This is a genomic window from Pseudomonas sp. DC3200b2, from assembly GCF_049895785.1.
GTDB classification, from domain to species: Bacteria; Pseudomonadota; Gammaproteobacteria; order Pseudomonadales; family Pseudomonadaceae; genus Aquipseudomonas; species Aquipseudomonas massiliensis.
On record NZ_JAFCTA010000003.1, the window covers coordinates 271443 to 286452 of the forward strand.

Sequence of the window (15010 nt, forward strand, 5' to 3'; positions counted from 1 at the left end):
TATTGATAAAAAGGGTTATCAAGAGTTTTCGGTTAGCCTGGCGTTTGGGGCGTTTTGAGGAGGGTAGGGGATGGGCGAGCTAGTCGCGCACCAAGATGAAGGCGAACGCCGATTGACGGCGGCCGAGTTTCAGCACCTGGCTACGGTTCCAGCCGCGGTTGAATGGTTTGCCAACATTGATAACCCGCGCACGCGCCGTGCGTACCAAAACGACCTCGAAGACTTTTGTTCCTTTATAGGGCTGGCCACTGCGGAAGATTTTCGCGTGGTGAACCGTGCGCACGTCCTGGCCTGGCGTGCTCAGCTGGAAAAGCGCGGCCTGGCCGGGACCACCATCCGGCGCAAACTCGCCGCACTGGCCAGCCTGTTCGACCATCTACTGAAATGCAATGCTGTCGCCGGCGGCAATCCAGTCCATGGGGTCAAACGGCCCAAGATTGAAAGCAACGAAGGCAAGACTCCAGCGCTGGGCGATCACCAGGCCAAAGCGCTGCTGGAAGCACCGGACGTGGCCACGCTAAAAGGGCTGCGGGATCGAGCCATTCTGGCCGTGCTGCTCTACCACGGCCTTCGCCGGGAAGAGGCGGCCCAGCTGGGCGTAAGCGATATGCTGGAGCGGCGCGGGATCAAGCACCTCCTGATCCACGGCAAAGGCGGCAAGGTGCGTTATCTGCCCCTGCACCCGGTAGCCGCTGACCGCATCCATGATTACCTGGAGCGCTCGGGGCATCACCTGGTCACACCGAAAGGCCCGCTGTTCCTGCCGCTACGCGGCCCTATAGATCGAGGAGGCATTACCGCCGATGGCATCTATAAAGTAGTGGAAGCCTATGCGAAAAAGGCAGGCATCGAGGTCGCGGGCCTGGGCGTGCATGGCCTGCGGGCAACGGCAGCCACCAATGCCCTGGAGCATGAAGCGGACATTGCCAAGGTCCAGGCCTGGCTAGGCCATGCGAACATCAGCACGACCCGAATGTATGATCGGCGGCAGAATAGGCCGGAGGATTCTCCAACCTACAACGTGAAATATTAACAATAGGACGAAAACTGAATGCAACCACAAGTTTTTCAGCATCATCCAGACCTAAAAGCTCTTTTGAATAAATCTGAGAAATGGATGTTTGAATCATATCAACTGGCCGGAACAGGCGGTTTAGATACAGATGATAAAAACTTGGTTGGTAGAGTGCTGTGGCATTTATCAATTGAGCATTTCCAAGCTATCCATATACTTATTGATAATGGTCTATTTGGCTCAGCGTATGCTTTGCTACGGCCTCAGTTCGAGGGCTATGTTCGCGGGACTTGGCTGCACTATTGTGCTTCCCCCGAGCTACAAATTAAATTTACACAGGGGAAAGAACCTCCCAGATTTTCGGAAATGCTAAAAGCAATTAAACTAATAGAAAATTTTCAGGAAGGCGAGCTGACGGAATTTAGCGAACTCATGCTGAAAACGCTTCACGATTATACCCACGGCGGTGCCGGCCAGTTTTGGAATCGTATCAATGACAGCGGCATCGATTCGAATTACGAACAAAAAGACGTAACTCAAATATTAAAGCTATCTTTGCATATATCCTACCTGGCATTTATAGCTCTGGCAGAAACTGCTAATAACGTAAAACTTATGAATTGTCTGAGCAATAAGTATTTGGAAACCTTTGATTACATAGCGCCAGGTGCATGAACCCGTAGTCTTGGAAAAATCCCGGTTGCTTGACCATGACCAAAACCTTCATAAAGTGTACTTATCCTTGATACTACATTGGACTTTTGAATTGTGAATGAGCGTTCATATACCGGGGCTGTTCTTGCTTTGGACTATATGATCGCGCTTGGTTATCTATCGAAACTTTACTTGCAAGGATATCTCGGGCCTCGCCTAGCGACCAAACCGTTGAAAGATCATGCGTCAAATTACGATAGACAGCGCGAAATCCTCTTGGCCTTTTAAGATCGTAAAGAAAATCTGGTAGTTTAACTTTAAAGTTATAAGCGGGAATTTTCGGCAGTGCTTTAAGCGCTGCCACCGTATTGTATACCTGCACAAGCTTGGTTACCGGTACACCTTGTCTTGTCTGCAAACCATATTTTATCCTCATATCGTTTGAGGCTTTTGATATATCTGAAATCAAGGATGCTACACGCTTGTTTGCAACTGCTATTTCGTCTTCGTCAAATGAGCGTCTTACTTCACGCGTTTTTTCCCGAGCCTCAACAAACTCTGGATTATTTCTAATATTGCATGCTGCTTCTACTATGTGGGCTGGATCACCAGTTTCCTTTGCCAGCCATGCAGAGAAAACCGGAAGAGGTGTTGCTGTTGCCGTTGTTTTCCCAGCAGAGTGAATATCTATCAAATCATTGCTAAGCGAAGTAGAGAAGTGCTCAACTATATGCTTAGCATAATCAAACCCATACTGGCATTTTTCACTTAGATAAACTTGTTGGTATGCTTGTCTTATTGGATGAAGAAAAGTATCCGCTTGGAAATCTTTAGCTGCAAGTGAATAAAATACCGAACGATTAGCTAGCCAGGTTAGCGAAGCCACGAAGGCTTTGATTGCATCTGATGCTTCACCAGCAGAAGTACCATCCCCCCATTTAGCACCAGGAACCTTGTATCCTTTTCTTATAGGGTTACCAAATCGATCCAGCAGTTCTATACTACTTTTAGCCCTATTCCCGGAATCAGCAGCATCACCAAGCTCTGAAAAAATGGCAGCCGCAATATTTCCATATTTTTCAAACTCTCTGTTGTCACTCGATAGGTTCTTCAGTGTCAAATGGTAAACACTTGAGCTAATATCCCACGTGCATATGATATGCGTCTGAAGTAGCTCAATCAGCTTTCTAAAATCGTCATTAACAAACTTCCCTCCGCGTAGCTTAGGTTGCAATTCGTCAGATATTCTTTTGGCCTCATTTTCGATTACATCTAAGCCAAACGATTTTTTATCAAGGAAAGATATGTTGCTAAAGTAAGAGAGCCTGTTATTTCTATGCTCCGGTATGTAATCGTCCACCGCAACAATTCTGTCATAGAACAAAATCGACTGTATATAGTTTTCGAAAGCCACAATATCTGTATCAACCGAATCCTTTGATTTTGTAAGAATTTGACCTTCAATTCTTTGAACCGCAGTCAAAGTAGCATTGTCAATCAATGCGTATGTCAATTTAATCCCTCAATCCTATATTCTGAGAATTTTAAAGATGATTACTATTCTGAAACATATACATATCATTTGACATGCTTAGCATGAAAAATGGAAGCCATTGAGTGTGATGCTTTTTCAAAGCCGGAGCTAGTATGATAGCCCATTTGTCTCTTCACTCATCTGTCCTCACGTTAGTGCGCCCTTACCGTCCATAATTGGTCAATTTTCGTCGTGTAGCTCTGGCTCATGAACTCACGACGCATGCCCCAGTCTAGCTCTTTCGGTACTGTAGCAGCCCGCAACGTGCTCCGCCCCCAGCGGGCATTGATGTTGTCCAGGGTTTCCATCAGCTGCTGGCATTTTTTCGGCTGTGTCACAGCAAACAGGTCGTCTGTGTATTCACCAGGTTGCCGCAGGTCCAGCAACATCACTTCAGCCTTGCTGTAGCGGTAGCCTGGCCGGTAGATCCGCTCCACAGCCTGGGTGGCCGCGTTGATCATCAGCAACGTGTCGTGGGTAGGGTAGGGCAGTTCGACCATAACGCCGTTCGCATACTTGGCCTCGTCCGGGCTGAAGATGCCCGTGCGCACGCTGACGCGCATTTTCTTACACATCGAACCCTGGGCGCGCAGCTTCTCCGTTGCTCGGGCGGTATAGGTGGCCACCGCTTCCTTGATCGGCGCTAGCTCGGTCAGCCGCTTGCCGAACATCCGGCTGCAACAGATTTCCTGCTTGGGTAGGTCCGGGTCCTCGAGCTCCAGGCACGACACGCCGGCGAGCTCTCGGGCGGTGCGCTCCAGGACCACACTGAATTTAGCGCGCAGGGTCGCCGGATTGGCGTTGGCCAGGTCCATGGCCGACTGAATACCCATGGCCTGCAAATGCGCGGTCAGGCGCCGGCCAACTCCTCAGACCTCGGACACGGCAGTGTTGCGCAGTACCCAGTCACGCTTGAACGGGTCGCAAATGTCTACGACGCCTCCGGTGTGCTGCTGCAAGCGCTTGGCGGTGTGGTTGGCCAGCTTGGCCAGGGTCTTGGTCCGGGCGATCCCGACACCGACTGGGATGCCGGTGCATTTCATCACCCGTTGCCGGATCGAACGGCCAAAGGCTCCTCCCGGACCTGGCCCAGGCGTCCTCATAATCCCCGTCCAGTCGTTCAAGCGAGGCCGACTTGGCGCGCTGCGCGAGTGGGTTGTTGATCGCCCGCCGCAAGCGCAGGACGTATCGTTTCCCCGGAAGTGGTGTAGCTGTTAGGAACGGGAGCGAAGCTCCCGATTGCGGCGTAGCGCTCATGTGCCGCCAGAACTGTATGTCTGGCGGCATTGGCGTTTCATCTGGCCGCTATTGAGGCGGTGCCGAAGCCCTCACCACTTGTAATTGACACTCGCCAGCACGTTACGGCGGTCGCCGTAGTAGCAGTAGAACCCGTCGCAGGTGGAGAGGTATTCCTTGTCGAACAGGTTATTGGCGTTGACCGAGACGCTGGCGCCCTTGAGGCTGGCGTTGAGCTTGCCCAGGTCATAGTGCACGGCGGCATCGTAAAGGGTGTAGTCGCTGGTATGGCCGTCGGATCCATCCCGGACATAAGCCAGGCTGCCAATGGCCACGTTGTCCGTGGCGCCTACGTAGCGCACGCCGAAGCCCAGGCCGAAGCCATCCAACAAGCCCTGGTGCCAGGTGTAGTCAGCCCAGGCCGACGCCTGGTTTTCCGGAGTCAGCGGCAATGGGCGGTTCTTGTCCAAGGTGTTGGTGGTCTTGGTCATCTTGCTGTTGGCGTAGGTGTAGGAGGCCGTCAGCTTGAGGTTTTCATTCACATTGCCAGTGGCTTCCAGCTCGAAGCCACGCACCTTGACTTCGCCCACGGGTGCGCTGATGCCGTTGTTGCTGGTGACCACGATGTTTTCCCGGGTCAGGTCGTAGGCCGCCGCGGTGAACAGCATGTCGCTGCCAGGCGGCTGGTACTTCACCCCGACTTCGTATTGCTTGCCGGTGCTGGGCTTGTAGGCCGCGCCAGCCGCGCCGCCGGCTTCAGGCTGGAAAGACTCGGCATAGGAGAGGTAAGGCGTGATGCCGTTGTCGAACACATAGCTTAAGGCTGCGTTGCCGGTGAAGGCATTGTCTCGACGGGTGTCCTTGGCATTGCCAGCGTTATAGAACACCGAATCGACCCGGGAGAAATCCTCACGTCCACCCAGGGTCAGGCGCCAGTTGTCCAGGGCGATCTGGTCCTGCAGGTACACGCCCACGTCATCGGTTTTCTGGTTGTAATCGTTGTAGGCGGTGTAAACCACATTGCTGAAGTCCTGCCCGTAGACCGGGCGGATGATATTGCTGGTAGGAGCATTGCCATACAGCCACTGGTAGTTATGGTTGATGTGCTGATAGTCCAGCCCCAGCAGCAAGGTATGGTCCAGGTTCGCCGTGCTGAAGTTGCCTTGCAGGTGGTTGTCCACCGCGAACTGGCTGATGTCCTCGTTGACCACGTTGGCGCCTCGGGCCACGGTGCCGTCGTCCTGCACCGCGCCGTAATAACCGCCGGCGGTAATGCTCTGGAACGACAGGTCGCTCTTGGTGTAGCGCAGGTTCTGGCGGAACTGCCAGGTATCATTGAAGCGGTGTTCGAAGGCATAGCCCAGGGCGTAATAGGTCTTGTCGTAGAACTCCCAGTCCGGGTCCCCGAGGTTTTCATGGTACTTGACCGTGCCCGCCGCGCTGGCCAGCTTGGTGCCCTGCAGCGGGAGGAACTGGCTGGTGATGCCGGTATCATCCCTGGTGAACTGGCTAAGGAAGGTCAGCCGGGTGTCCGGGTCGATGTTCCAGGTCAGGCTGGGCGCCAAGTTGTAGCGCTTGTCTTCGATGTGGTCTACCGAGGTATTGGCATCACGCACCACGCCGCTGATCCGGTAGAGGAAGGTCCCTTGCTCGTCGAGCGGGCCGGTACTGTCGAAGCTGACCTGCTTGCGTTCGTAGCTGCCCACCTGCACCTGCACTTCATGGCTGGGGCCTTCCTCAGGTCGCCGGCTGACCATGTCCAGCAATCCGCCGGGTGGGGTCTGCCCATACACGGAGGAGGCGGGGCCGCGCAGCAATGCGACGCGCTCCAGGTCCCAGGTCTCGGCCTTGGGCATCACATAGGCCCCCTTGGGGAGGGGCAGGCCATCGAGGAACTGGGTCGGTTCGAAGCCACGGACTTTCAGCCAGTCAGCCCGAGAGTCGCTGCCATAGCTGCTGGCGATCACCCCAGGCATGTAGCGTACGGCATCGTCCAGGTTCTGCACGGCGCGGTCTGCCATCTGCGCGCGGGTGGCCACGGAGATCGAGCGCGGTACTTCTGCCAGGGCGGTGTCGGTCTTGGTCCCGGCCGCCGTGCGGTTGGCCCGGTAGCCGGACACCGCGCCCCAGGCGCTTTCACTGTCTGCCCTGGAGTTGACCTCGATGGCCGGCAGCGCCAGGGTACCTTCGGGGACCTGAGCCAAGGTATAGGTGCCACTGCCGCTCTGCTGGAGTTGCAGCCCGGTGCCGCTAAGCGCGGCGTCGAGGGCGCCGGTGCCGCTGTATTGGCCGTTCACGGGGGCGGACGTCTTGCCTGCCACCAGTGATGGGCTTACCGCCAGAGTAAGGCCCGCCTGGCTGGCGATCTGGTTGAGCGCGGCGGCCAGGGGAGAGGCAGGCACCTGATAAGTGTGCAAGGCGCTGGCCTGGTCGGCGGCAACCGCCGGGTTGACGGTTGGCGCGAGGGCCATGGCGATGGCGACAGCCACGAGGCTGGGGCGAAGCAGGGCATTGAAGGGGCGGAACATGCGGGCTCTCCGGGAGGAAACGAGGCGTGGTTGCCTGAAAGCCGCATGAGCGCGAAAAAGTGATAGGGCTTGTGAAATATTTTTTTACGCTTGACCGGGCATTAGCCCTCCCGAGGGCCGATCCGCGTCCACCAGGGGCTGTGCTGCGTGAGGGTGATCGGCAGGATAGGCAGCATCGCGCGCAATGCCCGGTCCGTGTCGGTGAGCGGGAAGCTGCCGGTGATGCGCAGGTCGGCGACCTCTGGGGTCACGCTCAGGTAGCCGGGGCGGTAGCGATCAAGTTCGTTGACCAGATCGGCGAGCCGGGTGTTGTCAGCCACCAGCATGCCGTGGGTCCAGGCGTCGGCGCTGGAAGGAAGGGCGCTGACGCTGGTGATACCTTCGCTGTTCATCAGCAGTTGTTGGCCGTGTGACACGACGCGCTCATCCGTGGCTTGCCGGGGCTTGGCCGCCACCGACGCCTGTAGCACGCCCAGCAAGGTTCCCTGGGTAAGGCTTCGCACCATGAAGCGGGTACCCAGCGGGCGTAGCGTACCGTCGCGGGTTTGCACGATGAAGGGACGCGACTCGCCGGGTCGGTGCCCGGTGTCCACGAGGATTTCCCCCTCGCGCAACAGGATCAACCGCTGCCGGGTGTCGAAGCGGATGTCGATGGCGCTGTGGGTATTGAGGTTGATGCGGGTACCGTCCGCCAGTTGAACCAGGCGCTGCTCACCGGTCTGGGTGCGTTCGTCGGCCAGCCAATAGTCCACCGGCAACACTTGCCGGCCAACCACGGCCAGGCCGATGGCCATGGCCACGCCCGCCAGGCCCCGGCCCAAGGTGCGCAGCTGGCGGCGCAGCCCGTCTCGCGGCGTGCGCAGCGCCGCGCGCGCCGGTACGGATGTGGCACTGATCCGCAAGTCGATGAGGTTGAGGCGATGCCAGGCCCGCGCATGTTCTTCATCGGCAGCCAGCCAGCGTTCGAATTCACGCCGCGCCTGCTCGTTGCCCTTGTCTTCGAGGGTAAGCTGCCAGGCAATGGCATCGTCCAGCGCCCGGGAGGAAACCGAAGGGTTCAAGCAGGCTCACCATAGAGGGCCACGTAGCATTGACGCATGCCTTGGGCCAGGTACTGGCGCACCCGCGGCACCGAGACACCCAGGCGCTCGGCGATTTCGGCGTGGCCCAGGCCATCGAGGCGGCTGTGCAGGAAGGCGGCGCGCGCCTTGGCGGAAAGCTTGCCTAGCAGGCGGTCGATCAATTGCAGCTCCTGGAGTATCAACTGCCGCTGTTCCGGCGATGGCTGTTCGCTTTCAGGCATGTCCTTCAATGCGTCCAGGTAGGCCCGTTCCAGGGCCGCCCGGCGGAAATGATCGAACAACAAGCCCTTGGCCACCGTCAGCAGAAATGCCCGAGGCTCGCGCGGTGGGGCCAGGCGTTCACGGCCGAGCAACCGTACGAAGGTATCCTGGCTGAGGTCTTCGGCCCGGTGGTGGCAGGCAATATTACGCCGCAACCAGGTCAATAGCCATGCGCGATGATCACGGTACAGCGCTCCAACGAGCTCGCCGTTTGGGCTGTGGACAGAAGGCAAGGGAATACCCCGAGAGGGCGAATAACGAGAATTATTCGCGATTGTGGCAGAGTCATATCACTGCCGCAATCACCCGGACAGGCTTACCCGATGCGCTGCTCTTTTCTGTGCTCAAGCCTCGAGGAAGTCACGTAGGCACTGCCTCATGGCGTCCAGCGCGAAGGGCTTGGTGAGGATCCGGGCGTTGTGCCCGAGCCGCTCGGGCAAGGTACTGGCCTGGTCCGTATAGCCGGTGATGAACAGTACCTTCAGGCCCTTGCGTTGGTCCTGGCACCGCGAAACCATGTCCAGCCCGTTGCAGCCTCCAGGCAAGCCGATGTCGGTGATCAGCAGGTCGATAGGCACGTCCGACTCCAGGATGCGGGTACCGGCCACGCTATCGCTGGCCTCGATGACGGCGTAGCCCAGGTCCTGGACCACTTCGGTCAGAAGCATTCGGGCCGCGGCGTCGTCTTCCACGATCAGCACGGTCATGTCCTTGCGGCTTGTCAGCAGCGGGCACAGTGTCGCGCTCACGGCCTCGGCGGAGGGCAGTTGGCCTTCGTAGCGCGGCAGATAAAGGGAGACTCGGGTTCCGCGTCCCACTTCGGAGGCGATCTGGACCTGACCTCCGGACTGCCGGGCGAAGCCGTACACCATGGACAGTCCCAGGCCCGTGCCTTCCCCCAAGGGCTTGGTGGTAAAGAAAGGTTCGAATACCTTCTGCAGCAGTTCAGCGCTCATGCCCAGCCCGGTGTCTTTCACGCTGATACGCAGATACTCGGCCGCGGGCAGGTCCAATTGCCTGGCCTGGCCCTCGTCGACCGTCTCGTTGGCCGCTTCCAGCGTAATCCGCCCGCCATTGGGCATTGCGTCCCGGGCATTGATGCACAGGTTCAGCAGCGCGTTCTCGAGCTGGCCGGGGTCGATCAAGGCAGGCCATAGCCCTGAAGCATTGCGGGTTTGCAGCTCTACACTCGGGCCGACGGCGCGGCGCACCAACTCCTCCATCTCGATGATGAGGGCATTGACGTCCGTAGGCTTGGGGGCCAATACCTGCCGCCGGGAAAAGGCCAGCAGCCGATGGGTGAGGGAGGTACCGCGCTGCACCGCGCCCAGGGCCACGGTAAGGTAGCGCTCCAGTTCGTCGAAGCGGCCTTGCTCCATCCGCGCGCGCATCATTTCCAGGCAGCCGGAGATGCCTCCCAACAGGTTGTTGAAATCGTGGGCGATGCCGCCCGTGAGCTGGCCTACTGCTTCCATTTTCTGGGATTGCCGCAAGGCTTCCTGGGCCTGCTCCCGCTCCTGGATCACCTCACGTACCCGCTGTTCCAGGTTGGTATTGAGTTCCAGCACCGCCGCTTCAGCATTCTTGCGGTCCGTCACGTCGATTGAGGAGCCGATCAGGCCGATCACCTGGCCGGCATCGTCGAACAGCGGGGCCTTGGTCGACAACCAGACGCTGACCGTGCCATCAGGCAGGCTGACCTGTTCCTCGATGGTTTCGCCTACCCCGGCGTTCATGATGCGCTGGTCCGTCTCGGTGATGATCCGTGCCTGCTCCGCGTTCTGCAGAAACTCCTTGTCGGTTTTGCCCAGGTATTCTTCCGGCGGTTTGCCGATCAGCGCCGTGGTGCCACGATTGGCCACCAGCATGCGACCTTGACGGTCCTTGGCGTAGACCACGCCGGGAACGGCCTCGGTGAACATACGCAACAGCGCGTTGGCCCGGTCGCGTTCCGTTTCAGCGGCTCGCCTGGCGTCAATGTCCAGCAGGATGCCCGGAAAGCGGACCGGGGTACCGTTGTCGTCCGTCTCCACCCGGCCGGACGCCTCGATCCAGCGGTATTGACCATCGGTGCCGCGGATGCGGTATTCGCATCGGTACAGCCCACGGCTATCCAGGGCCTGCTCGATGGTCTGGAACACTCGAGGCAAGTCTTCGGGATGAATGGAGCGGGTCGTCTGGTCCAATGCCAGCCCGGCCTGGCACAGTTCGGCCGGTATGCCGAAGGAGCGGGAAAAGCGTTCGTCGGCGGTGACCCGGTCGGCCTGGATATCCCAGATCCAGGTGCCGATGATGGCCCCGGCGTCCAAGGCCAGGCGTAGCCTGTCGAAGGCCTCGTTGGTCAATGCGGTCGCCTTGTCTTCAGCGGGCCCCAGGGGCGGGAAACTGCTCATTTACCGTTATCCAGGCGTAAGAAAAGTCCAGCGGAGCTTGCACGGAAACTGGCACAGTGCCGCTGGCCAGGTTCCGACGAGCCGGTGCGCTGGAAGGTACAGGCTGCGGCGGGGTGCGTATAGATACCGTTTAGCAGCTTTCCACGGGTTTTGGGAAGCGGCGGCTTGCCTTCAGCCCACCACCGTCAACGGCGGGTAAGCCTGGTTGCGCCCGGCGCGCTTGGCCTGATACAGCGCCTCGTCGGCGCTGCGCAGGAGCAGGGAGCCGGCGTTGTCCGTAATCGGCATCACCGCCGCCACACCGATGCTCAGAGTAACGCGACCCACGTCCGAGCCGGCATGGGCAATGGCCAAGCCGGCCACCGCTGTCCGGATAGTGGCCGCCATCTGGCAGGCGCCGTCGAGATCGGTGTCTGGCAACAAGGCCACGAATTCCTCGCCGCCGTAGCGGAAGGCAGCGTCCGCCGGCCGTTTCAGGCAGGAGGCAATGGCCTGGGCGACGTCCCTGAGGCAGAGGTCACCGGCCTGATGTCCGTAATGGTCGTTATATTTCTTGAAGTGATCGATGTCCATCATCAGCACTGCCACGGCGGTGCGCTGGCGCCGCGCCCTGGCGGTTTCCCGGTATAGGAGCGCATCCAGCTGGCGTCGGTTGGGCAGGCCGGTCAGAGCATCTTCCATGGCCAACCGCTCGAGCACGGCCTGGGTTTCCCTCAGTTCCTGCTCGATGCTGATGCCGAAGCGCAGCTGTCGCAGCAAGGCACAGCTCAGGAAAAGAATCACCGATACAATGGCCAGTACAAAAAGGGCGGAGCGGAACACCTCTTCCCGCCAGGGTTTGAGAATGGACTCCACCGATAGCCCCGCCTGGACCACCAGCGAGTAACGTTCCAGTTGCCGGTAGCTGTTGATGCGCTCCACGCCATCGACGATGGAAGTGACGCGAGCGGTACCGATAGGCGCGTACGGCAGGTATTTGGTGTAGATCTCGCCCTTGGCCAGGCTGGAGCCGATGACTTGCTCATTGAAGGGCCGGCGGGCCAGCACGGTACCGTCGCGCAGGGCGACGACGAAAATGCCGTTGTGGTCCAGGTGGAAACCGGCATAGAAATCGTTGAAATACTCGACGAAGATCGTAACCAGGAACACCCCCGCGAAGCTGCCGTCAGGATTGTTCAGCCGGCGGGAAAGGGGTATCACCCAATCGCCGGTGCTGCGGCTGCGTACGGCTGGCCCCAGGTGCATGCCAGTGTCGTCAGGATGCTGGCGATGCCAGGCAAAATACTCTCGGTCAGCATTGTTCAAGTTGGCCGGGTAGTTGTCCTTGTCGGTAAGCAGCCAGTCGCCATTCTGGTCGTAGACGAACACCCCGTGGATCTGCCGCATCACCGCGCGCTGGTTTTTGAATATCTTGCGCAGGCGTTCTTTGTTGGCTCCGGCGATACCGTCGTGCTGCACCCGCTCGACCATCCCGGCGGAAAAGGCGTCCAGTTCCTTGATAGCATCATCGGCGTGCTGCGCAGCGGCTCGTGCCAGGTTGGCCGAGTTGATCTCGCCGCGATGCAGGTGTTCGAAATAGCCCTGGGTATTCTCTACCACGGCCATGCCCACGATGGCAGCGATCACCAGCACCACCAATAGCGAAGCGAGGCGGTGGATGAACTGATACTGGATCCTGGGCTTGTTGGTCGGGTTGGCCATGGCAGGCTTCAAATGGAAAAAAGTATTCCAGGCCATCGACCGCGGCGGGGGATTCTTGAGGCGTCATGGAAGGTGAAAAGCGGGTGCACGGCGTATTTTGCCTGCGTCTGGCTTAATGTCGGGCGTACCAGACCGTTCAATCGGAACCTTGCAGGAAGCTTAGTGCCGACGCTATCGCCAAGTCACTCCTTAATATCCTTCGATGGCCGACTTCATGAATCTCGCAAAGCCTCCCCGCCTCCCAGCGCGCCAAGAGCGCATGAGCATCGGCGATCGGGATTTCCTTGTCTTCTGGATCATGCAGAAGCAGGGCGGGGTGGTCGAATCCCACGCTGAGCGCGTCCAGCTCCATGCTGTCCAGAGGGGCCTGGGCCTTGGCTTCGAAAGCGGCCTTCAGGCCAGCCAGGTCTTCAACGGACAAGCCGGCGAGCGCGGCGGCGCTCTCGATCACTCCGACCAGCGACGCGGGCCCGGCGATGTGGACACTAGTGGTGGCCCGTAATCCATGGGCAAAGGCATAGAGGCTTGCGGCAGACCCCATGGAATGGCCGATCACGCTGTGCAGCGGGCCCAGCTGACGGCCTATCTCAAGCACGGCCCGCCCGGCCTGGACCACGGTGGTCGAATGGCCGCCTGAACGGCCATGGGCGGGAAGGTCCATGGCGGTGACCCGGTAGCCAGCCTGCAGCAAGGCATCGATCCAGCGATGCCAATGCCCGCTTTGGCTTTCCCAGCCATGGACGAGCAGTACCTGAGGGCCGCTAGCGTCCCATTGGTAAGTCATCAAATGGCTGCCTTCGAAAGCGCGCGCCAGAGGCCGCGCGCGCTCCAGCACTGGAGCGGCCGGCTCCTCTGTAGGCGCAGACCTGGGCAAGGTCAAGGCGCGAAACACCGAGTGCCACGGCTCATCGGCGGGCCAACTGGCCTTTTCCGGGCTCTGGAAGCAAGTTTCAGCCATTAATGAACCCCTACACATGGAATGAAGCCAGGGCGCCTGAAACCGCACTGAAACTGGCCTGGGTCGAATCATTGTATTACGGATGTAATTCAAAGCAAGCGCCCAGCGCATCCCTTTGCCGTGTCCGGCTTGAGCGGTAGCCAAGCGCCCATTTCTTGCCACAAAGGAGCTCAATCGGCCTGCGCCTGCTGTAGGGTGCCCAAGGCATCCGGCGTTCCGCCGAGAATCACCAGGTAGCGCCGCAAGGCTGGGGCCTCGTTCTGGACGATCTGGCGTAGCGGCCCGACGGCATTGACAATGGCCGACCCCGCCGGATTGGTCACGAATCCGGCGAGAGGCAGCACCGCACCGCTGCCGTCGGGCTGATCAGCCAGCGCCAGGGTATACGGCTGTTTAGGCGCCAGGCCGGTCACCGCGGCTTGAAGCACCTGGGTCAAGCCCTGGCTGAACAGAGTGACACTGGTCGCTGGCTGCGATGCGCCAGCAGCCTTTAGGGCCAGGTGGCTAGCTTGCCCGGCAATCCCAAGGGGTTTCAGGTTGGCGGTGCCGTCGCCCTCGGCCACCGCCTGCGGTACATAGGCCACCGCCTGGGGCGCCTGGCCGATCGGAACAGTGGCGATCACGGCATTGGTCAGCGTGTCGATCACGGCGAAGGCATCGGCGTTCTCCAGGCCCACATATACTCGGCTGCCGTCACCGGAAGGCCATATGCCATGAGGCAGCTTGCCTACCGCGATGGTGGCGACCTGCTCGAAGGTGTCAGTGCGGTAGACCTTCACTTCATTGGTGCCGCCTACGGTAATGTATGCGAACAGGCCATGTGCGTTATGCACCAGGTTCACATGGTTGGCGATAGGCCCGACGTCCAGGGTTTTCAGCAGCTTGAACGGTGGAGTTGCCTCGAACACCTGCGCCTTGCCCACGTCCTTGAGGGTGAACCAGACCTGTTTGCCGTCCGGGGACGCCGCGATGTTGGGGCAGAAAGGGCTGGCCTGCGGCACATGCCCGACAACCTTGTGGGTGGCTACCGAGACCACCACGGTCTCGGGGTTGAAGGAAGAGCAGATGTAGCCGTACTGGCCATCGGGCGAGAAGATCTGCATGCCTGGGCCGCCTGGGGTCTTGATCCGCAGCTTCTCGGCAAAGGTAGCGGCATCGATCACCGACACATAATCCTCACCTCGCACGGTGACCCACACTTCCTTGCCGTCGGGTGTGTAGAAGGCTTCATGGGGTGCGCGGCCAACGTAGGTCTTGTGCCTGATGGTATTGCTCTGGGTGTCGATGAAGGACACCGAGTTGGTACCGATGGAGACCACGGCCAGGGTCTTGTGGTCCGGGGAGAAACCCATGCCGTGTACCAGCACTTCGCCCTTGTACAGTGGGCTGAGGTTACCCGGCTGCGGGTCGCCCAGGGGAATGATACCCAGCAGGCGGTTGTCGACCGGATCCGTTACCGACACCGTGTTGGAGAACTGTTCAGCAGCGTAGACCCGGTCTTGATGGGTAATGGGAATATCGGGCGCTGAAAGCTTGCCCGGGATTTGCCCGGCCCAGCCGGCTACGGATGCGCCCAGGGTAGCCAAGGCCAGCGCTACCCTTGCCACGTAAGTGCTCTTCATGGGATTTCCTCGATACATAGGGAAGT

Annotated in this window: 10 protein-coding genes and 2 pseudogenes; 2 read left to right on the forward strand and 10 right to left on the reverse strand. The window is 59.2% G+C overall.

Going from position 1 to position 15010, the window contains the following annotated elements; translation table 11 throughout:
• Positions 1–70 precede the first annotated feature (70 nt).
• Positions 71–1033, forward strand: coding sequence for a tyrosine-type recombinase/integrase (locus ACP691_RS10655; RefSeq protein WP_426149421.1), 963 nt, complete (start codon positions 71–73; stop codon positions 1031–1033).
• An 18-nt stretch (positions 1034–1051) separates the two neighbouring features.
• Entirely contained in the window at positions 1052–1690 is a 639-nt protein-coding gene (locus tag ACP691_RS10660) for a DUF6988 family protein (protein ID WP_426149422.1), read from the forward strand.
• 73 nt (positions 1691–1763) lie between these two features.
• Here the strand turns inward: ACP691_RS10660 and ACP691_RS10665 are convergent, their stop codons facing one another.
• The 10 genes and pseudogenes from ACP691_RS10665 to ACP691_RS10710 form a co-directional block, all read right to left on the reverse strand.
• Complete coding sequence (locus ACP691_RS10665; protein ID WP_426149424.1) at positions 1764–3170, reverse strand: hypothetical protein; 1407 nt, start codon at positions 3168–3170, stop codon at positions 1764–1766.
• A gap of 185 nt (positions 3171–3355) precedes the next feature.
• A pseudogene (locus ACP691_RS10670) lies at positions 3356–4273 on the reverse strand (DUF4113 domain-containing protein); the annotation flags it as partial.
• A 58-nt stretch (positions 4274–4331) separates the two neighbouring features.
• Positions 4332–4490: pseudogene (locus ACP691_RS10675) on the reverse strand (hypothetical protein); the annotation flags it as partial.
• Between the two features lie 41 nt (positions 4491–4531).
• On the reverse strand, positions 4532–6967 hold the full coding sequence (locus ACP691_RS10680) for a TonB-dependent siderophore receptor (RefSeq protein ID WP_426149426.1): 2436 nt from the start codon (positions 6965–6967) through the stop codon (positions 4532–4534).
• Positions 6968–7068: 101 nt separating this feature from the next.
• Positions 7069–8028 (reverse strand): FecR domain-containing protein, encoded by a 960-nt coding sequence (locus ACP691_RS10685; protein ID WP_426149427.1) that lies wholly within the window; start codon positions 8026–8028, stop codon positions 7069–7071.
• Positions 8025–8543 carry an RNA polymerase sigma factor gene (locus tag ACP691_RS10690; RefSeq protein WP_426149428.1) on the reverse strand — a complete coding sequence of 173 codons (519 nt, stop codon included), beginning with the start codon at positions 8541–8543 and terminating at the stop codon, positions 8025–8027. Before ACP691_RS10690 ends, ACP691_RS10685 begins: the two co-directional genes overlap by 4 nt.
• A gap of 111 nt (positions 8544–8654) precedes the next feature.
• The gene (locus ACP691_RS10695; protein WP_426149430.1) at positions 8655–10703 is read right to left on the reverse strand and encodes a PAS domain-containing protein; all 2049 of its coding nucleotides are present in this window, start codon (positions 10701–10703) and stop codon (positions 8655–8657) included.
• 171 nt (positions 10704–10874) lie between these two features.
• Positions 10875–12404 (reverse strand): sensor domain-containing diguanylate cyclase, encoded by a 1530-nt coding sequence (locus ACP691_RS10700; RefSeq protein WP_426149431.1) that lies wholly within the window; start codon positions 12402–12404, stop codon positions 10875–10877.
• A gap of 136 nt (positions 12405–12540) precedes the next feature.
• Positions 12541–13362 (reverse strand): alpha/beta hydrolase, encoded by an 822-nt coding sequence (locus tag ACP691_RS10705; protein ID WP_426149432.1) that lies wholly within the window; start codon positions 13360–13362, stop codon positions 12541–12543.
• A 170-nt stretch (positions 13363–13532) separates the two neighbouring features.
• Positions 13533–14984 (reverse strand): YncE family protein, encoded by a 1452-nt coding sequence (locus ACP691_RS10710; RefSeq protein WP_426149433.1) that lies wholly within the window; start codon positions 14982–14984, stop codon positions 13533–13535.
• Positions 14985–15010: the final 26 nt, after the last annotated feature.